Annotated in this window: 17 protein-coding genes; 9 read left to right on the forward strand and 8 right to left on the reverse strand. The window is 61.9% G+C overall.

From position 1 onward, the window contains the following. Nucleotides 1–4 precede the first annotated feature (4 nt). Both RVM26_RS06630 and RVM26_RS06635 read left to right on the forward strand, forming a co-directional pair. On the forward strand, nucleotides 5–1,123 hold the full coding sequence (locus tag RVM26_RS06630) for an acyl-CoA dehydrogenase family protein (RefSeq protein WP_498941461.1): 1,119 nt from the start codon (nucleotides 5–7) through the stop codon (nucleotides 1,121–1,123). Nucleotides 1,124–1,133: 10 nt separating this feature from the next. Next, complete coding sequence (locus RVM26_RS06635; protein WP_287804291.1) at nucleotides 1,134–1,913, forward strand: enoyl-CoA hydratase/isomerase family protein; 780 nt, start codon at nucleotides 1,134–1,136, stop codon at nucleotides 1,911–1,913. On the opposite strand, the gene RVM26_RS06640 is transcribed toward RVM26_RS06635, so the two are convergent. From RVM26_RS06640 to RVM26_RS06670, 7 genes are all read right to left on the reverse strand, one after another. Continuing rightward, nucleotides 1,895–2,854 carry an NAD(P)H-dependent flavin oxidoreductase gene (locus RVM26_RS06640; RefSeq protein ID WP_498941462.1) on the reverse strand — a complete coding sequence of 320 codons (960 nt, stop codon included), beginning with the start codon at nucleotides 2,852–2,854 and terminating at the stop codon, nucleotides 1,895–1,897. The genes RVM26_RS06635 and RVM26_RS06640 overlap by 19 nt on opposite strands. A 70-nt stretch (nucleotides 2,855–2,924) precedes the next feature. After that, entirely contained in the window at nucleotides 2,925–3,851 is a 927-nt protein-coding gene (locus RVM26_RS06645) for an electron transfer flavoprotein subunit alpha/FixB family protein (protein ID WP_498941463.1), read from the reverse strand. Nucleotides 3,852–3,865: 14 nt separating this feature from the next. Continuing rightward, on the reverse strand, nucleotides 3,866–4,615 hold the full coding sequence (locus RVM26_RS06650; RefSeq protein ID WP_498941464.1) for an electron transfer flavoprotein subunit beta/FixA family protein: 750 nt from the start codon (nucleotides 4,613–4,615) through the stop codon (nucleotides 3,866–3,868). 124 nt (nucleotides 4,616–4,739) lie between these two features. Next, a complete protein-coding gene (locus RVM26_RS06655) occupies nucleotides 4,740–6,125 on the reverse strand; it encodes a hypothetical protein (RefSeq protein WP_498941465.1) in 1,386 nt (461 codons plus the stop codon). Next, nucleotides 6,122–6,592, reverse strand: a complete 471-nt coding sequence (locus RVM26_RS06660) for a PaaI family thioesterase (protein ID WP_498941466.1) — start codon at nucleotides 6,590–6,592, stop codon at nucleotides 6,122–6,124. The genes RVM26_RS06655 and RVM26_RS06660 overlap by 4 nt, the downstream gene beginning before the upstream one ends. Further along, complete coding sequence (locus RVM26_RS06665) at nucleotides 6,589–8,190, reverse strand: class I adenylate-forming enzyme family protein (protein ID WP_498941467.1); 1,602 nt, start codon at nucleotides 8,188–8,190, stop codon at nucleotides 6,589–6,591. The genes RVM26_RS06660 and RVM26_RS06665 overlap by 4 nt, the downstream gene beginning before the upstream one ends. Next, on the reverse strand, nucleotides 8,190–9,341 hold the full coding sequence (locus RVM26_RS06670; RefSeq protein WP_498941468.1) for an acyl-CoA dehydrogenase family protein: 1,152 nt from the start codon (nucleotides 9,339–9,341) through the stop codon (nucleotides 8,190–8,192). Before RVM26_RS06670 ends, RVM26_RS06665 begins: the two co-directional genes overlap by 1 nt. Before the next feature lie 194 nt (nucleotides 9,342–9,535). On the opposite strand from RVM26_RS06670, the gene RVM26_RS06675 reads away from it, so the two are divergent. The 7 genes from RVM26_RS06675 (at nucleotide 9,536) to RVM26_RS06705 (ending at nucleotide 16,865) form a co-directional block, all read left to right on the forward strand. Continuing rightward, entirely contained in the window at nucleotides 9,536–11,068 is a 1,533-nt protein-coding gene (locus tag RVM26_RS06675) for a 3-hydroxyacyl-CoA dehydrogenase (RefSeq protein ID WP_498941469.1), read from the forward strand. 44 nt (nucleotides 11,069–11,112) lie between these two features. Beyond that, entirely contained in the window at nucleotides 11,113–12,321 is a 1,209-nt protein-coding gene (locus RVM26_RS06680; RefSeq protein WP_498941470.1) for a 3-oxoadipyl-CoA thiolase, read from the forward strand. A gap of 101 nt (nucleotides 12,322–12,422) precedes the next feature. Further along, complete coding sequence (locus RVM26_RS06685) at nucleotides 12,423–13,244, forward strand: IclR family transcriptional regulator (protein WP_498941471.1); 822 nt, start codon at nucleotides 12,423–12,425, stop codon at nucleotides 13,242–13,244. Nucleotides 13,245–13,328: 84 nt separating this feature from the next. Then, the gene (locus tag RVM26_RS06690) at nucleotides 13,329–14,441 is read left to right on the forward strand and encodes an MlaE family ABC transporter permease (RefSeq protein ID WP_193461933.1); all 1,113 of its coding nucleotides are present in this window, start codon (nucleotides 13,329–13,331) and stop codon (nucleotides 14,439–14,441) included. Further along, nucleotides 14,435–15,256, forward strand: coding sequence for an ABC transporter ATP-binding protein (locus RVM26_RS06695; protein ID WP_498941472.1), 822 nt, complete (start codon nucleotides 14,435–14,437; stop codon nucleotides 15,254–15,256). The genes RVM26_RS06690 and RVM26_RS06695 overlap by 7 nt, the downstream gene beginning before the upstream one ends. A 5-nt stretch (nucleotides 15,257–15,261) precedes the next feature. Continuing rightward, nucleotides 15,262–16,203, forward strand: coding sequence for an MlaD family protein (locus tag RVM26_RS06700; protein ID WP_498941473.1), 942 nt, complete (start codon nucleotides 15,262–15,264; stop codon nucleotides 16,201–16,203). After that, the gene (locus RVM26_RS06705; RefSeq protein ID WP_498941474.1) at nucleotides 16,200–16,865 is read left to right on the forward strand and encodes an ABC-type transport auxiliary lipoprotein family protein; all 666 of its coding nucleotides are present in this window, start codon (nucleotides 16,200–16,202) and stop codon (nucleotides 16,863–16,865) included. Before RVM26_RS06700 ends, RVM26_RS06705 begins: the two co-directional genes overlap by 4 nt. On the opposite strand, the gene RVM26_RS06710 is transcribed toward RVM26_RS06705, so the two are convergent. Beyond that, a complete protein-coding gene (locus RVM26_RS06710; protein ID WP_498941475.1) occupies nucleotides 16,862–18,724 on the reverse strand; it encodes a protein kinase family protein in 1,863 nt (620 codons plus the stop codon). The two genes, RVM26_RS06705 and RVM26_RS06710, sit on opposite strands and share 4 nt — an antisense overlap. Nucleotides 18,725–18,735: the final 11 nt, after the last annotated feature.

Raw genomic sequence — 18,735 nt, forward strand, 5'->3', positions numbered from 1 at the left:
CACCATGGATTTTGCACTCACCGACGAGCAGCGCATGCTCGAAGAGACACTGACACGCTTAGTGGCCGACCAGGTAACGCCCGAGCAGCGCCGCGCTATGCTGGATGCGCCTGTCCAAGGGGCCAGCCCGCTATGGCGCACGTTCGCAGAATTAGGCCTGCTGCATATGCCTTTTAGCGAAGACGTAGGCGGGCTAGGCGGCGACGGCACCGATGTAATGATTATTATGCAGGCCTTGGGGCGCGGCTTGGTGCCGGAAGCGTACCTGTTTGGATTAGTCATGCCCGGGCAGCTGCTTGCGCTATGCGCCAACTCAGCACAGCAGGAGCGCTGGCTGGCTCCGTTGTTGGAAGGTGAACACCAGCTCGCCTTGGCTTGGCATGAACACACCGCCCGCTATGACGCTTTCGATATTTCGACCCAAGCGAGCCAACAAGATGGCCAGTGGAAGCTTAACGGCCGCAAAGATGTCGTAATGAACCTCGGCAATGCCGCCGCCACGCTTGTGACCGCCCAACTGCCTACCGGCAAGCTAGGCGTGTTTATCGTCCCTGCCAATACTCAAGGCGCCACCTTACAGACCTATCGCACAATGGATGACCAGCCCGCCGGTGACCTAACGTTGAACAGCGTGGCACTGCCGCTAGAGAACTGCCTGAGCGAAGACGCAGGTGACGCATTGGCAGAGTTGCTGGCCCTGGGCCGCGCCGCGCTGTGTGCCGAGGCCATCGGCGCAATGGAAACCGCCTGCGACCAAACCCTCGCCTATTTAAAAGAGCGCAAGCAGTTTGGCCTGCCGCTGGCCACGTTTCAGGCGCTGCAGCACCGCATGGTGGACATGCACCTGCACCTGGAGCAGTCGCGCTCCATGGCGATTCTTGCCGCCACCAGCCTCTCGCTGCCCGCCCAGGAACGGGATGCCAGGCTGGCCGCAGCCAAGGCGTACTGCGGAGAATCAGCGCGCTTCATTGCCGAACAGGCCATTCAGCTGCACGGCGGCATGGGCATGACCGAAGAGTGCTACGTGGCCCATTACGCCAAGCACCTGGTCATGTTCGATCACTACCTGGGCGATAGCGACTTCCACCTTGAAACGCTGGGCGAACAGCTGGACGCTGCCTGAGGAGCCGAATATGAGTCAGCAAGACACGCCGCTGGTGCGGGTCCACCCAACGGCAGACGGTATTGCCCATATCGCCATTGCGCGCCCAGCGGTGCGCAATGCCCTCAGCGAGCCCACGGCCCTGGCACTCAACGAAGCCCTTGCCAGGGCGGCAGCGGACTCACAGGTGCGCTGCGTGATTCTCAGCGGCGAAGGCAGCGCCTTCTGCGCCGGTGCCGACCTGGCAGAGTTCGAGAAAGCCTCCACACAGCCCGCCAGCGAGCGGCTGGCGACGCTTTTTCTGCCGGCGCTGCGCACCATGATGACCATGGAGAAGCCGGTGATCGCAGCGGTCAGCGGTGCCGCTGCGGGAATTGGTGTCTCTTATGTGCTAGCCAGCGACATGGTGGTCATGGGCCGCTCGGCTTACCTGAAACTGGCCTTTATCAATATCGGCTTGATTCCCGATGGAGGCGCGTGCTGGCACTTGGTGCGCAAACTAGGCCACGCCCAAGCGTTTGAGATGGCGGCGCTAGCTACCCCAATAGATGCCGAGCGATGCGTGGCGCTGGGCTTGGCCAACCGGGCGGTGGAAGATGATCAGGTGTTAGCCGAAGCCCGCGGGCTGGCACAGGCGCTGGTGGCGCAATCCCCCCAAGCGCTGGGGGCAACGAAGCGGGCCATGCGGCAAGCGGGGAACCTATCCCTCGACGAGACCCTCACGCTTGAAGGCGAGCTGCAGGATGCTTGTAAGGCCACCGAGGATTTTCACACCCGCGTGGCCGCCTTTCGTCAACGCCGCCGCAAGTGATCTAGTGCCTGCTGATAATCCGCTCGCAGCGTGGCGACCTCATCGGCCACGCTGTTCAGTGTGGTAATACCCCCCACTCCCTGCCCGGCACCCCAAATATCCCGCCACGCTTTTGCTTTGCTACTGCCACCTGACCCATAGCGCATGGCGTTCTTGTCGCCCTCGGGCAGCGCATTCGGGTCCAACCCGGCCAGCTCGATGCTCTGGCGAAGATAGTTGCCGTGCACGCCGGTAAACAGGTTGGTGTAGACGATATCCCCGGCAGCAGCCTCCAGCACCATCTGCTTATAAGCAGGCTGGGCATTGGCTTCCTGGGTGGCAATAAAGCGCGTGCCCATGTACACCATGTCCACGCCCAGCGCCTGAGCGGCGACGATCTGCTCGCCTTTGGTAATCGCCCCGGCCAGCACCAGTGGGCCATCGTAAAACTGCCGCACCTCTGCTACAAACGCGAAAGGGTTGAGCCGCCCCGCATGGCCGCCTGCCCCATGGCAGACCAGAATCAGCCCATCCACCCCGGCCTCGATGGCTTTTTTAGCGTGTCTTATTGTAGTCACATCGTGAAATACCAAGCCGCCATAGGCGTGTACTTGCTCAACCACCCGATTGGGCGCATGCAGGCTGGTGATAATAAGCGGTACTTTGAACTCAGCGCATAGCGCTACATCGTGCTCCAGGCGGTCATTGGTGGGGTGCACGATCTGGTTCACCGCAAACGGTGCGGCGGGTTGTTGCGGGTGCTGAGCGTTATAGTCCTCCAGCGTCGCGGTAATCTGCTGCAGGCACTCCCGAAGCACTTCCGCAGGCCTGGCGTTCAGCGCAGGAAACGCGCCAATGATGCCCGCCTGACACTGGGCAATCACCAGCTCAGGGCCAGAAACGATAAACATGGGAGAGCCGATCACCGGCAGCGTCATCGAGGCAGTCAGTTGGGTCAGCATAAGCTACTCGCTAATTTTTATTAAAAGCTGGAAGCGAAAAAAGCCCCTTTCGGGGCTTTTTAGAGGAGGTTTACAGCTTGCTCTCCAGCTCCGGCAGGATCTCGAACAGATCGCCCACCAGGCCGTAGTCGGCTACCTGGAAGATCGGGGCCTCTTCGTCCTTGTTGATCGCGACGATCACCTTGGAGTCTTTCATGCCCGCCAAGTGCTGAATCGCGCCTGAAATACCCACCGCAATGTACAGCTCGGGGGCGACGATCTTGCCGGTCTGGCCCACCTGCATGTCGTTGGGCACGAAGCCGGCATCCACCGCCGCACGAGACGCACCGATGGCCGCGCCCAGCTTGTCGGCAATGCCGTCCAGCAGTTTGAAGTTCTCGCCATTGCCCATGCCACGGCCGCCGGAGATCACGACCTTGGCACCGCCGAGTTCCGGGCGGTCGCTTTGTGCCAGCTCCTGCTTCACAAAGCTGGACTGGGCGTTGTCGACGACCACGTCCACGGCTTCCACGCTGGCGCTACCGCCGCTGCCTACCGCATCGAAGGCGGTGGTGCGCACGGTGATGACTTTCAGCGGGTCGTCGCTTTTCACCGTGGCGATGGCGTTACCGGCGTAGATCGGGCGCAGAAAGGTATCAGCGCTTTCGACGCCAATCACATCTGACAATTGGCTGACGTCTTTCAGTGCCGCCAGGCGCGGCAGGACGTTTTTGCCCGTGGTGGAGGCGCTGGCCAGCACGTGGGTGTAATCGCCCGCCAGCTCAACCAGCAGCGCGCCCATGGGCTCGGCAAGCTGATGGGCGTAGACGGCGTTGTCTGCCACGCGCACCTTGCTCACGCCGTCGAGTGTCGCGGCGGCTTCGGCGGCGGCCTGGACGCCTTCACCGGCGACCAGTACATCGATATCGCCACCGATCGCCTGGGCGGCTGCCACGACGTGGGCGGTGGCGCTGGCCAACTGACCTTCATGCAGGTCGGCAAGTACCAGAATGCTCATGAGATCAGCTCCTTTTAAAGCACCTTGGCTTCGTTTTTCAGTTTGTCGATCAGCTCGTCCACCGAGGCGACTTTGATACCGCCTTTACGCTCCGCCGGGGATTCTACTTTGAGCAGCGTGACCTTGGAGGCCACTTCAACGCCGTAGTCGGCGGGGGTCTTGACGTCCAGCGGCTTTTTCTTGGCCTTCATGATGTCCGGCAGCTTGGCGTAGCGCGGCTCGTTGAGGCGCAGGTCGGTGGTGACGATGGCGGGCAGCGTGAGGGCGACGGTTTGCAGGCCGCCGTCGATTTCACGAGTGACGTTCACCTTGTCGCCATCGATGGCGACTTCCGAGGCGAAAGTGCCTTGGGGCAGATTGGTCAGCGCCGCCAGCATCTGGCCGGTCTGGTTATTGTCGGTGTCGATGGCCTGCTTGCCAAGAATCACCAGACCAGGCTGCTCCTCATCCACCACCTTGGCCAGCAGTTTGGCCACCGCCAGCGATTCGGCGCGCTCGTCGGTTTCAATGTGGATAGCGCGGTCGGCCCCCAGCGCCAGCGCGGTGCGCAGCTGCTCTTGGGCGGCCTTGGGGCCCACGGTCACGGCCACGACCTCGGTGGCCACGCCCTTCTCTTTCAGGCGCACGGCCTCTTCCACGGCGATTTCGCAGAAGGGGTTCATGGCCATCTTGACGTTGGTCAGATCCACATCGGAATGATCCGCCTTGACGCGGATCTTGACGTTGTAGTCGATGACGCGTTTTACCGCGACGAGGATTTTCATAAGGCATGCTCCAGCGATTGAACCATCGGCTTTTATTCCGCATAGCAAAATAATATTTCATTTTATAAAAATAACAATAAAAAAACGCCTGCCAAAGGTCAAGCGTTTCCTTGAACAGCCCACCTCAGAAAGGCGACCAACCAAACCATAACGCCAGCAGCGGTATCGCCGCGATCAGAAAGCGCCCGTTCCAGCGGTAACCGATTCGAGTGGCAGGTACGCCGGTAAAGCGCGAGAGAATCAGCATGGAAGCGGTCATTGGTGATGACATCAGCGCAAGCGCCCAGCCTACCATTAACGATGCCCCAATCAGCTCAGGCGTTAACCCCTCAATGCCCAGCGTGGGGAGCAAGCCCACCAACAGCGTCACCGTAACAATCGGGTTGACGCCTATTTGCGCTAGCCCCACTACCATCAGCATGGCCAACACCGCATTTAAAGTGCCGAGTGGGTCTAGCACCGCCAATAGCGGTGCAAACTGCTGAGTATCCACCAAGCCCACGCATACATGCCCCAAATAGCCTGCCGCCCCCAGCACAACGATTTCATTAGCGCTGGGAGACAGCAACCAAGGTAGCTGACGATGCACCGCCGTTATGGCGGCAGGCAGCCCGCCAAAGCCCAGCCTGCGACGCTGCCAAGCCAGCCATAAAAGCGCCCCGGTAGGCGCGCCCAACAGCGCGGCAATGGGCAGTCGTAACTCCAGCAGCCACGCAATGGAAAACACCAGCGCCACAATGCCGATTAGCAAAACGCTAAACTGCGCCAACGGGCGCAACGAAGGGGTGACATAGGTTTTATGGGCGGGTGGGTGCGGGCCGGTGAAGTAGTCCACCGCCCAGCCCGCCATAAAAATCAGCGCGGCGGCCCCTAGAATATAGGGTGCCAGCTGTGGCCAGGTGACCTGGGGAAGGCTTGAAAGCACCACGGCTACCCCAATACCCATGGGCGAAATCAGCGGTGCCAGCGAAAATCCGCGCAGCAGCGCCAGCATCATGCGCCGCTGGCGGGCTTCCCGCACCCAGGCGCGCCCTTGGGCGGCACTCAGGGTATTGCTCTTCTCGATCATCGCAGCGAACAGATTCAGCACGCCAATGTTAAGAATGATGCCAAACAGCGCCGAGCCCAGCGATAAAATTGGGTAGCGGCGGCTGGGGGGTTGAAGCAGCATACTTTGCCCGCAGCGGCGCACTAAACGGGAGCGATAGGCAGGTAAGCGCAACATACTCAGCGCCACTATAAAGGTGGCAAAAAACGCGAAACGCCCGCTCGCCTCAAACAGCAGCTGCCCAGGCGTAGGCGAGCGCCACAGCGCGAGCAGCGTGAGTACGCCAGCGGCACACAGCAGCCCCTTGGCCATGCGGGTGAGTTGACCTTTCAGGGTCATCAAATAGAGCAGCAGCGCAACAATGCCTGCGGCTTGCCACGCCACGCTGCCACCCACCAAATGAATCAGCGTGGCAAGCGTTACCAGTAGCAAACAGGAAACCCGCAGGCGGGCTGGGCTCACTCGCTAGGCTCCCTCAACTGCGGGTCGGGAACGCCTTGTGACGATTCGCTACCGCCACGGCGACGAAAAGCGCCTTCGCCCATAGCGACAAGGTTGCCCCGCTCATCCACGATCTCACCGCTGGTCATGAAGGTTTTTTGCCCGCCGCCACGCAGCGTGCCCGTGGCCCGCAGCACGCCTTGCCGAGCAGGCCCCACAAAGGTGGTGGTAAGTGACAGCGTCATCCCGCGACGAATATTCCCCGGCACCTCGCAGTGCAGGCCCGCCAGGCTTAAGGCGCTGTCCAGCATGGAAGCCAGTACGCCGCCATGCACGTTGCCGCTGCGGTTAAGGTGCTTGGGTTCAATGGTGAGTTCCACCACTGCGCGCCCCTCTTCCCACTCCACCACGTGCATGCCCAGCAATTCGTGATAGCCCATCAGCGCCTGGGGCGTGGTAGAAGCGATCGCGCTGTCTGTGTCGCTCATAAAGCGCTCTCCTGCTGGGCCAAGTCGCGTAGCCGCCCTTTTAAAATCTTACCGCTGGCGGTGGAAGGCAGCGCATCCATCAGCACAATTTGGGTCGGACGCTTATAAGGCGCAAGCCGTTCGGCAATAAAGGCTTTGAGTTCTGCCATATCGACTTCAATGCCCGGCTCACACTGCACAAATGCCACCACCTCTTCATTGCCTGCCACTTGCCGCCCTACCACTGCGGTTAACGTCACCGCAGGGTGCTCATTAATCACCGCTTCCACATCCGGCGGGTAGATATTGAAGCCCGAGCGAATAATCAGCTCTTTACTGCGGCCCACGATATAGAGCTGGTCGTCGTGATCCAGCTTGGCAATATCACCCGTATTGAGCCAGCCATCTTCCGTTAAGGTGGCGCGGGTGGCGTCGGGCTGGCGGAAGTAGCCCTTCATGATATTGGGGCCACGCACCCACAGCTCGCCGATCTCATCGCCCGCTTTTTCTGACGTGCCGCTGCTCCCTAAGGGCTCCAACCGATACTCCAACAGCGGCAACACGCGGCCCACGGTGCTGCTCTGGTGGCGGTCTTCAATGCGGGTTTGACTAATCGTTGGGCTGGCTTCGGTGAGGCCGTAGCCATTGTGCAGCGTTAGGCCAAACGCAGCTTCAACACGGGTTTTGGTATCGCTATCCAGCGGCGAGCCGCCTGCAGACATATAGATAAGCGCCGGCGCTTCTAACGCTCGCTGCTCACGCTTCAAGTACTCCAGGGCGCGAGCGTACATGGCCGGCACACCCTGAAGCACGGTAATGCGCTCCTCTTTGAGCGTTGCCAGCAGCTGTACCGCGTCAAAGCGGGGCACGGTGTACAGGCACGCGCCGTTATACAGCGAGCCCATACACACCGATGAGAGACCAAACACATGAGACATGGGCAGCACGCCATACACCCGCTGCCCTTCGCTCAGATGGCGCATGCCGCCGGAAATAGAAGCGATATACAGAATACCGCGATGGGTCAGCATGACGCCTTTCGGCGTACCGGTGGTGCCTGAGGTGTAGATCATCGCCGCCACCTGCTCAGCACCGCTGGCGTGAACAGGCTCTGGCTCGCTCTCAAATAGCGGTGAAATCGCTAGGCCGCCCAACTGCGGATGCTGATAGCGGTCGGCCGCGTGGCGCTCGGCGTGCTGGCTCGCCTCTCGGGAGGCTTCGCAGGTGTAAAACACTCGGCGCGGCAGGCAGTTGCCTTGGATTAAATCCACTTCCTGAGCGGAGAGGCGCGAATTGACAATCGCGACCCAAACATCCATTTCACTGGCGGCCAACAGCAGGACCACCAGGGCACGGCAGTTTTCACTGACCGTCATAATACGGTCGCCGGGCCGTACGCCTAAATTAGCTAACCACTCGCAGGCGGCATGAATCTCTTGCCCCAGCTCGGCGTAGCTCCAGCGAACGTTGCCATCCACAAGCGCGGGGTGATCCGCCAGGCGCTGAGCGTTTTCCAGCACGCGGGTGCTCAAGCGCTCGGGTAGCTCCGCCAGCAGCTCGCTCGCTAGGCGTCCAAAAATCGTCTCATCTGGCGCTTGGTAAGGGACCGACAGAGCCATTAGGACGCCTCCCGCACCATGTTCCGGGCAATCACAAGCTGCTGAATTTGCGTCGTCCCTTCGTAAATGCGGAACAAGCGCACATCGCGGTAGAAACGCTCTACGGCGTATTCCGACATATAGCCCGCACCGCCGTGCACCTGCACGGCGCGATCCGCGACGCGACCCACCATCTCGGCACAGAACAGCTTGCAGCAGGAGGCTAGGGTTGAGACGTTTTCGCCGTCATCCTTACGGCGTGCGGCGTCCATTACCATGGTTTTGCCTGCGTAGGCCTCGGTTTTGCTATCTGCCAGCATAGCCTGCACCAGCTGATGCTCTGCCAGCGGCGCACCAAACTGCTTACGCTCCATGGTGTAGCGCAGCGACTCTTCGACCAAGCGCTCGGCTACGCCCACACACACCGCAGAAATATGAAGCCGCCCACGGTCGAGCACTTTCATGGCGGTTTTAAAGCCTTGCCCCTCTTTACCGCCAATGATGTTTTCAGCCGGTACGCGGCAGTTATCAAAAATGATATCGCAGGTATGCGCGCCCTTCTGGCCCATCTTGTTATCTGCCGGGCCGCGAATCAGACCAGGCGTATTGCCTTCAACAATAAAGGCAGAGATACCGCCAGCGCCTTTGTTGTCTGGGTCGGTACGCGCCATCACGGTGAACAGGTCCGCCTCCGGGCCGTTGGTGATATAGCGCTTGGTGCCGTTTAACACGTAGTGGTCGCCATCGCGCACGGCGGTGGTGCGCAGGCTGGCGGCATCGGAGCCGGAATCCGGTTCGGTCAGGCAGAAAGAGCTGAGAATTTCCCCGGTGGCCAAGCGCGGCACGTATTTGGCTTTCTGCTCTTCAGTGCCGTCAATCAGAATGCCCTGGGCACCGATGCCATTATTCGTACCGAATACCGAGCGGAACGCGGGAGACGTTTTGCCGATTTCCATGGCTACCAGAACTTCTTCTTCCATCGTGAGCCCTAAGCCGCCGTACTCTTCAGGAATGGATAGCCCGAACAGCCCCATCTCCTTCATTTCCGCCAGGATCTCGGCGGGCACTGCATCCTCTTCGGCAAGCCGTGCCTCATTGGGAATCAAACGCTCCCGGACAAAGCGGGCAATGGTATCAACCAACTGATTCAGCAGTTCGGGATCACGGATCATAACGGCTCCTGGTAGCAACGATATTTTTATGGTTGGCGTTCGCGCGGGCAGTGAGGCTTGCAATAATTCTGCATGGCGAAACTAGCGTTCACTCTCTTGTCAGGCACTTTTGCATAGCCTAGGATGGCAGTCAATAAACGAAATGCTATTTTGCAATGCAGAACAACAAACACTTGCAGCGAGGATTTTGACCTATGTCCAACGACGCAGTCGCCCATTCGTTCAACACTCTTGGCATTGTCGGCACGGGGGCCATGGGTAGAGGGATTGCTCAGCTCGCCGCGCAGGCTGGCCTGAACGTCATGCTATTTGATGTAAAAGAAGGCGCGGTGGCGGAAGCGACTGCCTTTATTAATGGGTTATGGCAGCGTAGCGCCGACAAGCAGCGGATTACCCAAGCCCAAGCCGAGCAGTACGGCGAACGATTGATTGAGGCCCGCGACCTCGCCGCCCTCGCCCCCTGCGATATCGTCGTTGAAGCGATTATCGAGAAGCTGGAAGCCAAGCAGGGGCTGTTTAGCGATTTAGAAGGCATTGTTCGCCAGGATGCCGTTCTTGCCACCAACACCTCTTCGCTGTCGGTGACCGCGATTGCGGCCGCCTGCCAGCACCCTGAACGGGTGATTGGCTTTCACTTCTTCAACCCGGTACCGCTGATGAAAATCGTCGAGGTGATTCCGGGGCTGAGAACGGATCACAGCGTTACCCAGCGGGTCGATGCCCTGGGGTCTGCCATGGGCCACTTCACCGCCCAGGCCACCGACACCCCCGGTTTTCTGGTCAATCACGCCGGGCGAGCCTTTGGCACCGAAGCGCTGCGTATTCTGAGCGAGAGCGTGGCCGACCCCGCCACCATTGACCGCATCATGGTCGACCAGGGCGGCTTTCGCATGGGGCCATTCACGCTGCTGGACCTGACCGGTCTCGACGTTTCCCATGCGGTGATGGAATCGGTGTACCACCAATATTATGAAGAGCCGCGCTTTCGGCCCTCACCCCTGACCCGCCAGCGGCTTTCAGCGGGGCTGCTGGGGCGCAAGACCGGCGAAGGCTTCTACCGCTACGTGGAGGGCCAGCAGCAGATGCCAGAGGAGCGCCCCCGCCAGTCGACGCCTGCTTGCCCAGTGTGGATCAGCCGGGAGGACCCGGACAGCGCCGCTCAGCTTGCCGGGCTGGTCGAGGCCGCTGGTTGGCCGCTGGAGAGCGGGCAGCAGCCTTCTCCCGAGGCGCTGTGTCTGTTGACGCCGCTGGGCGAAGACACCACCCAGTGCGCCCTGCGCCAGGGCCTGAACGCCGAGCAGTGCGTGGCGGTGGACATGCTGGCAGGGCTGGAAAAGCGCCGCAGCCTGATGGCGTCGCCCTTGACCCGCGAAGGCTTCATCGAGGCCGCAGCCAGCCTGCTCAATGCCGATGGCACGCCGGTCAGCACACTTCAGGACAGCAATGGCTTCGTGCTGCAGCGGGTGGTGGCCTGCATCGTCAATGTCGGGGCGGATATCGCTCAGCAAGGGGTCGCAGCGCCTGCCACCATCGACCGGGCGGTAGAACTCGGCCTAGGCTATCCGTTCGGCCCGCTACGCATGGGCGACCACTACGGCGCCTCGCGCATCCTCACCATTTTGCACAACCTGCTGGACGCCACCGGCGACCCCCGCTACCGCCCCAGCCCGTGGCTGCGCCGTCGCGCTGCGCTGGGCATGTCCCTGACGGACGGGCCAACGGGCTGACAACCCAGTTGCCGATACGGCTCACCCAAACAAGGAGAACAACCATGCAAGACGCCTATATCTACGACGGATTACGCACCCCTTTTGGCCGCCATGGCGGCAGCCTGGCGGCCATTCGCCCGGATGAGTTACTGGGATTGACGTTAAAAGCGCTGGTGGCGCGCAATCCGTTTGCCCCAGAAAGCTACGAAGAAGTACTGGCGGGCTGTACCAACCAGGCGGGCGAAGACTCTCGCAACGTGGCCCGCCACGGGGCGCTGCTGGCGGGCCTGCCCATCGACGTCGCGGGGCAAACGGTCAACCGGCTGTGCGGCAGCGGCCTGGCCGCCATGATGGACGCCGCCCGGGCGGCGCGTCTGGGCGAAGGCGAGCTGTTCCTGGCCGGCGGAGTCGAGTCCATGTCGCGTGCGCCCTACGTGCTGGGCAAAGCCGACTCCCCCTACGCGCGAAATCAGCTTATGTTCGATACCGTGATTGGCTCGCGCTTCCCCAACCCGTGGATTGCCAGGGAGTACGGCAGCCACAGCATGCCGGAAACCGCCGATAACATCGCCCACGACCTGAACATTGGCCGCGACGCCAGCGACGCCTTTGCCGCCCGCTCCCAGGCTCGCTACGCCCAGGCTTTGGCCAACGGTTTCTATGACGGCGAGATGTTTGGCGTCGAAGTGCCCCAAGGGCGCAAACAGCCGCCGCTGCGGGTGGACAAGGACGAGCACCCCAGGCCGGAAAGCACCGAAGAGAAACTGGCCAGGCTGGGTGCGCTGTTCGACAACGGCGTCGTGACCGCAGGCAACGCTTCCGGGTTGAACGACGGCGCGGCGGCGCTGATCGTCGGCACCCTGGCTGCGGGCGAGCGTGCCGGGATTGCCCCGCGCGCCCGTATCGTCGCCAGCGCCGTGGCGGGCGTTGCCCCTCGGGTGATGGGCCTGGGGCCGGTGCCAGCGTCGCAAAAAGCGCTGGCCCGGGCTGGCCTTGAGCTGGCACAGATGGACGTCATCGAAATCAACGAGGCCTTTGCGGTGCAGGTGCTGGGCTGCGTTCAGCAGCTCGGGCTTTCCGCCGACGACCCACGCCTGAATGCCAACGGCGGCGCCATTGCCATCGGCCATCCGCTGGGTGCCTCGGGCGCGCGCCTGGCCCTCACGGCCCTGCGCCAGCTGGAAGCCACCGGCGGGCGCTATGCGCTGGTGACCATGTGCATCGGCGTAGGTCAGGGCATTGCCTCCATCATCGAGCGCCTGGACCGCTGACGCAGGCCAAGCGTTGATGGCACTTTGTCATCACGCTTTGCATCGCCCCAGCGCAGGTATGCGATACTTGCCACTCAATGAACGATTAGCCGAGACGCTTGATGGAACCCACCGACGCCGCTGCTGATGAGCCGCAACCCTCCGAAAAAGACCGCAACTTCGTCACCGCGCTGGCGCGTGGGCTGGAACTGCTCCGCGCCTTTGGAACGGGCGAGGAGTACCTGGGCAATGCGGAGCTCTCCAATCGCACCCGCATTCCCCGCCCCACGGTGTCACGGCTGACCTACACGCTGACCCAGCTTGGCTACTTGCAGCATAACCGCCATCTGGAAAAGTACCGCCTGGGGCCAGGGGTGCTGGCACTGGGCTACCGCTTTCTGGCCAACATGGGGATACGCGAAATCGCCCGCCCCCATCTGCAGCAGTTTGCCGATGCCACCGACTGTAACGTCAGCCTGGGCAGTGCCGACCGCAGCGACATGGTGTATCTGGAAACCTGCCATGGCCACGGCCCGCTGATCATTCGCCTGGACGTGGGCTCCCGGCTGCCCATCGCCACGTCGGCCATCGGGCGCGCGTGGCTTTGCGGGCTGTCTGGCGAGCGTCGCCATCAGGTGATGCAAGAGCTGGCCGCGTTTCATGGCAGCGACTGGCCCCGCCTGCAGGCGGGCATCGAACAGAGCCTGCGCGACTATGCCGAGTACGGCTTCTGCCTCTCCGAACAGGATTGGCAGCGGGATATCAGCGCGGTGGCGATGCCACTGATTCTGGAAGATGGTGCGGAAGTCATGGCCATCAACTGTGGCGGCTCCAGCCTGCGGCTGGATCATGATCGCCTGGTCAACAATCTTGGCCCACGACTCAAGGAGGTCGCTGCCCGCATCAAGCAGGAACTCGCCCCCAAATATGGGGCTTCACGTTAATCCCGTTGCCGGCGACCTTTCATTAACGCTCGTTTGAATGCATCATGGAGCATTAATCGCCTTGTCGGCACATGGGGAGCAGGGATGCCAAACGAGTGGGTCACGCAACACGATGATCACATAGCGCTGCACGGGGAATGGACGCTTCGCCACTATTCGGCCTTGAGAGACACGCTGAATCGACAGCAGGAGGTCTCTGAGGCGTCTATCGAGCTGCCCGGCTTCGACAAACTGGACACGGCGGGCGCCGCGCTGGTCATCGAGCTGGTAGGCGTTGACAACGCCAAGCAGGTAAATGAGTGGGCCAGCGAGCTACCGGACGCGCAGCAAGCTCTGCTGATGCGTCTGGCCGAGGCCATGGCATCCCCGCTGGAAAATGACCAACCGCGCGCCTCTCGCGTCAGCGAAGCGCTGGCTTCCATCGGTCAGCAGATGAGCGGTTTGTGGTCTCAGCAGCGTCAACTGCTGGGGTTCATCGGTCTGGTGCTGGCGGCCTTCGCCCCGCTCGTGTTTCGGCCCAGCCGCTGGCGCATCACCGCTACGGTGGCCCATGTGCAGCAAAGTGGCCTGAATGCCGTGCCCATCGTGGCCCTATTGACCTTCATGGTGGGGGCCGTGGTGGCCTTTCTCGGGGCCACGGTGCTGGAAGACTTTGGGGCCACGGTGTACACCATCGATCTGGTGGCGTTTTCCTTCCTGCGTGAATTCGGCGTGCTGCTGGCGGCCATTCTGCTGGCGGGGCGTACCGCCAGCGCCTTCACGGCGCAGTTGGGGGCCATGAAATCCAACGAGGAGATCGACGCCCTCAAAACCCAGGGGCTGGACCCCATCGAGCTGCTGGTGCTGCCCCGGGTCATGGCCATGCTGATCAGCCTGCCCCTGCTGGCCTTCGTCGGCATGCTCAGTGGCCTGGTCGGTGGCGCCATGGTCGCCACCCTCTCGCTGGATATCTCCCTGACCCAATTCATGGACACGCTCCAGAACGACGTCTCGGTGACGCATTTTCTGGTGGGCATGAGCAAGGCCCCGGTGTTTGCTTTCGTGATTGCCGTGATTGGCTGCCTGGAAGGCTTCAAGGTCAGCGGCAGTGCCCAGTCCGTGGGCACCCATACGACCTCCAGCGTCGTACAATCCATTTTCATGGTGATTCTACTGGACGCCCTGGCGGCACTCTTTTTCATGGAGATGGGATGGTAAAGGAACACCACAAGACCCCCAATGCCCGAGACGACCACGCGGCCATCACCGTCGAGGGGCTGGTCAACCGCTTTGGAAGCCACGTGGTCCACGAAGACCTCGACCTGACGCTGCAGCGCGGTGAAATTCTCGGCGTGGTCGGCGGGTCGGGCACCGGCAAATCCGTACTGCTACGCAGTATCGTCGGTCTCAAGAAGCCTGATGGGGGCCGCATCGACGTGTTGGGCAACCGGCTCGACGAGCTGAGCGATGCCGAGCGCAGCCAGGTCGAACGGCGGTTTGGCGTGCTTTTCCAGCGTGGCGCCCTGTTCAGCTCGTTGACGCTACAGGAAAACGTCGCGCTCCCCCTCATCGAGCACGCCAAGCTGTCCCGAGAAGAAGCCGAGTACCTGGCGCGCATCAAGCTGGCGCTGGTCGGCCTGCCCCCGCAGGCGGCGCGACAGTTCCCGGAGTCGCTGTCGGGGGGCATGGTCAAGCGCGCCGCGCTGGCTCGCGCCCTGGCCCTGGACCCTGACATTCTGTTTCTCGACGAACCCACCGCCGGGCTGGACCCTATCGGGGCCGCCGCCTTCGATCAGCTGCTGGTCACCTTGAGAGACGCCCTGGGGTTCAGCGTCTTTCTGGTCACCCACGACCTGGACACGCTCTACGCCGCCTGCGACCGCGTAGCGGTGTTATCCCAGAAGCGCGTGCTGGTGGCCGACACCCTGGAGAAAGTCGCCCAGACCGACGACGAGTGGATACAGGACTATTTCAATGGCCCCCGTGGACGCGCCGCGCAGCGCTCTGCCGAACCGACTTCCCGCGAGGAGTGAGACACATGGAAACCCGCGCGCACCATATCATGATCGGCTTGTTCACCGTGCTCACGGCAGCCGCTGCCCTGCTCTTTGCCCTATGGATGAGCCACGCGGCGGGCGAGCGCGACTACCAGCCCTACCGCATCCTGTTCGAGCGCAGCGTCAGCGGCCTGGCGGTGGGCAGCAAGGTGCAGTACAACGGCATCGAGGTAGGTGATGTCACCGAATTGAGCCTCAATCCGGATGACCCCCGCCAGGTGCTGGCCAGTATCCGGGTGTACGAAGACACCCCGGTCAAGACCGATACCCGGGCACGTCTGGCCTTTGCCAGCATTACTGGCAGCATGTCCGTTCAGCTGCATGGCGGCACGCCGGAGACCCCGCGCCTGCTGGACCAGAGCGATGACGACATGCCGTTCATTCGCGCCGACCCGTCGCCGATTGCCACGCTCTTCGAAGAGGGCGAAGAGATGATCGACAACATCAACGCCATTCTGAAAAACGTCAACGAGCTGTTCAGCGACGACAATCGCCAGGAGGCAGGCAACATTCTCACCAACGTTGCCCAGATCACCGACATGATTGCCTCCCAGCAGTCTGCTCTGGACGAGAACATGGCCCTGTTCGGGGAGGTCTCACGTCAGGCCACCGCCACCCTGGAAAGCATCGAGACCCTAAGCCAGGAAGCGCATTCGCTGCTCAGCCGCGAAGGTCGAGAGGTCATGCAGAGCGCCGAGAATGCCAGCCGCGACGTGGCCAACGCCGCCCAGCGCATCGAACAGCTGGTGGAGGACAATGCCGGTGCCGTGGAAAGCACGCTGCAAAGCACCCGTGATATTGCCCCGGCCCTGGCGGCGCTGCGCGCCACCCTGACCACCCTGGATCGCATTACCCGCCAGCTCGAAGAGAACCCCACCAACTTTTTGCTGGGCCGTGACCAGATAGAGGAGTTCCGCCCATGATGTTCAAGACCCTGCGAGCCAAAGCCCTGCAAATCAGGCCCCTTCGAAACGGTGCCCTTCGAATCCGCCCCCTGCGTACAGGCGCCCTGCTGATCATTCTGGCCACCCTGACGGCCTGTTCGATCCTGCCCGACAACGAACCGGCCACGCTTTATCGGCTGCCGGCCGTAGACACCTCAGGGCAGCCGAATGCAGCGGCCACCCACGCCATGACGCTGGGCATCGCCACGCCAGAAACGGGGCACTTGCTGGGCAGCAACCGCATGGTGGTATTTCCGGAAGGCAACGTGGTGAACGTCTACGAAGGCGCACGCTGGCACGAGGACGCTCCGGACATGCTCAAGGCCCGACTCATCGAAGGCCTGCAGGCCCAGCAGCGGTTTGCGAGCGTCGGCAGTGATCGCCTGCCCCACGACCTGACCCTGCTCAGCGAGCTGCGCCACTTCCAGAGCGAATACGACGATACGCCGCCCAGCGTCAACGTGCAGCTGGATGTACAGCTGGTTGACAGTAACCGCGCGCCCTTGGCGACCAGCAGCTTCGCCATACGCAAGCGTGCCAGCAGCGTCGCCATTGCCGACGTGGTCGATGCCTTCGGCGCAGCGTCCGATGATCTGAATCAGCAGTTGGGCGAGTGGCTGACCCGCGAGGTAACCCGCTAACGCGGATCGATTGCCCCACCGCTCAGCTTGCGCAGATAGTCGCGCGGGTCTCTGGGGTAGTAGTGGGCAGGCTGGCACTCCAGGTGGGTAAAGAACCGGGTGTCCTTGTAGGGCATTTTCATGAAGCCCGACACCCCCAGCCCTTCGATCTGATTGACGCTGTCCAGTATGTGCGCCAGCAGCGCAGAGAACGCCTGCTCTCGGCGCGGGTCCAGCAGACGGTAGTAGCTATGAATCTTCAGGTGTCTGGGCAGCGCCTCGAAGATGATCATGCCGGTATGGTGAATGTCATTGAGCTGCTCCAGCAGGGCCATGATGCTTTCGGGCAACACCAGCAGCTCTTCTGGATCCGGACCATCTTCGAAGTAGCTGTGCTGGCGGGTGCGATCCTCCATCTCCGGCACGGCGCTCACCTCATAGCCGATGGCCATACCCGGCTGCGCAGCGAACGATGCATCGGCGCTTTCCCGCTCCAGGTGCAGCGTCTGCCGCGCATTGAACAGGCAACTCTTGAAAATACCCTGGCGATGGATGGCCCGCGCCAGATGCACCATGTTATTTACCGCTTCGGTAAAGGCAGGCTTCAGGTCGGGGTCGTGCAGATTGAGCGACGAGTCGATATAGACGCCCTCCCGCTCCCAGCGCACGGCCAGCCCGCCCACCACGGGGTATTTGCCCAACCGGCTCACCGACGCCAGAAAGGCTTTCTCGGTGTCGCCCATGCCCTGCATGAACTGCTTGTAGTAGCGGTCCAGCTGCACGTCATTGACGTCATTGAGGGTTTCTTCGACGCTAGCCTCGCGCAGAAAGGCCTTGCGAGAGCTGTACACCACGGTATCGATCTCCCGACGCTGGCGATGCCCCCAGATCGGCACCAGGGGCGGCGGCGGCACGGCAGGCAAGTCGATCATCACGGTTCTGGCCATGCGCGGCATTTCACGAATGAAGTGGTCCCCCGCGCGGCGGCGAATGGCCGGGTCGGCATCCAGCAGCCCATCCAGCGTGCGGGCAAACTCGATGGGCAGGCCCAACGCACTGGCCGGAATCGCCCGGCAGCCAAAACGGCAGGACTGCGCCGATGCCAGGGAATACAGGGTCCCCGCCACCCCCTGTTCGTCGAAACGCGGCGATGACAGCGCGCCGTTGAGCTGCTCTTCGCCAATGAAGTAGACATCGCCCAGCCGTGCGTTGGTCTGCTGCAGGTTATCCGACATCAGCTCCATCACGTTGGCACCGACGAACTGCAGCGCCGCATCCAACTGGGCAAAGACCGATGACCCCCAATCGATCAGGGCAATGCTTTCCCTGCTGGCGTCGAACACCAGGTTGGAAGGCTTGATGTCGCCATGCACCACCGGGCGGGCATGGGGGCCGGTTTCCCGGCGCAGGGTGACCAGAATCTCTGCCAACTGCGCGGCAATATGCACTACCAGGCGCGGCGAGAGCCGCCCCTGGCGCAGCGATACTTGCTCGAGATTCCAGCCGGGCGCGCGCTCCATGACCAGAATTGACTGGCCGCGCACACGCTGATAGGCGATCAGCCCGGGAATCAGAGGGTGGCTGACCTGATCGAGCATGAACGCCTCTTCTTCGAGGCGCTCTTGCAAGTGGGTAGGCAGCGTGATGCGCGAGAACTTGAACACATAGTGGGTGGGCTGCCCCTGCTGCTGAGCGCTGCCCGCAAACACGAAACCATAGGCTCCCTTGCCAATCAACTCGATGTCCCGGTACCCCAGCTGCACCAGCTGAGCCTGGCACAGCGCTACCCAGTCTTTCAGCTTGCGCGCATCGTGATGGCTCAGCAGATAGACCGACTGCTCCTCTGGAATATAGAACTGCTGTAGCGCTGCCTGGCTCATGGGGGCAATGG

This window comes from Halomonas sp. KM072, assembly GCF_050710315.1.
Classification (GTDB): Bacteria; Pseudomonadota; Gammaproteobacteria; order Pseudomonadales; family Halomonadaceae; genus Vreelandella; species Vreelandella hamiltonii.

What these genes read in the sequence shown, in the direction of transcription:
- RVM26_RS06630 (WP_498941461.1), top strand. Translation starts at nt 5, where the DNA reads ATGGATTTTGCACTCACCGACGAGCAGCGCATGCTCGAAGAGACACTG.
- RVM26_RS06635 (WP_287804291.1), top strand. Translation starts at nt 1,134, where the DNA reads ATGAGTCAGCAAGACACGCCGCTGGTGCGGGTCCACCCAACGGCAGAC.
- RVM26_RS06640 (WP_498941462.1), bottom strand. Translation starts at nt 2,854, where the DNA reads ATGCTGACCCAACTGACTGCCTCGATGACGCTGCCGGTGATCGGCTCT.
- RVM26_RS06645 (WP_498941463.1), bottom strand. Translation starts at nt 3,851, where the DNA reads ATGAGCATTCTGGTACTTGCCGACCTGCATGAAGGTCAGTTGGCCAGC.
- RVM26_RS06650 (WP_498941464.1), bottom strand. Translation starts at nt 4,615, where the DNA reads ATGAAAATCCTCGTCGCGGTAAAACGCGTCATCGACTACAACGTCAAG.
- RVM26_RS06660 (WP_498941466.1), bottom strand. Translation starts at nt 6,592, where the DNA reads ATGAGCGACACAGACAGCGCGATCGCTTCTACCACGCCCCAGGCGCTG.
- RVM26_RS06665 (WP_498941467.1), bottom strand. Translation starts at nt 8,190, where the DNA reads ATGGCTCTGTCGGTCCCTTACCAAGCGCCAGATGAGACGATTTTTGGA.
- RVM26_RS06670 (WP_498941468.1), bottom strand. Translation starts at nt 9,341, where the DNA reads ATGATCCGTGATCCCGAACTGCTGAATCAGTTGGTTGATACCATTGCC.
- RVM26_RS06675 (WP_498941469.1), top strand. Translation starts at nt 9,536, where the DNA reads ATGTCCAACGACGCAGTCGCCCATTCGTTCAACACTCTTGGCATTGTC.
- RVM26_RS06680 (WP_498941470.1), top strand. Translation starts at nt 11,113, where the DNA reads ATGCAAGACGCCTATATCTACGACGGATTACGCACCCCTTTTGGCCGC.
- RVM26_RS06685 (WP_498941471.1), top strand. Translation starts at nt 12,423, where the DNA reads ATGGAACCCACCGACGCCGCTGCTGATGAGCCGCAACCCTCCGAAAAA.
- RVM26_RS06690 (WP_193461933.1), top strand. Translation starts at nt 13,329, where the DNA reads ATGCCAAACGAGTGGGTCACGCAACACGATGATCACATAGCGCTGCAC.
- RVM26_RS06695 (WP_498941472.1), top strand. Translation starts at nt 14,435, where the DNA reads ATGGTAAAGGAACACCACAAGACCCCCAATGCCCGAGACGACCACGCG.
- RVM26_RS06700 (WP_498941473.1), top strand. Translation starts at nt 15,262, where the DNA reads ATGGAAACCCGCGCGCACCATATCATGATCGGCTTGTTCACCGTGCTC.
- RVM26_RS06705 (WP_498941474.1), top strand. Translation starts at nt 16,200, where the DNA reads ATGATGTTCAAGACCCTGCGAGCCAAAGCCCTGCAAATCAGGCCCCTT.
- RVM26_RS06710 (WP_498941475.1), bottom strand. Translation starts at nt 18,724, where the DNA reads ATGAGCCAGGCAGCGCTACAGCAGTTCTATATTCCAGAGGAGCAGTCG.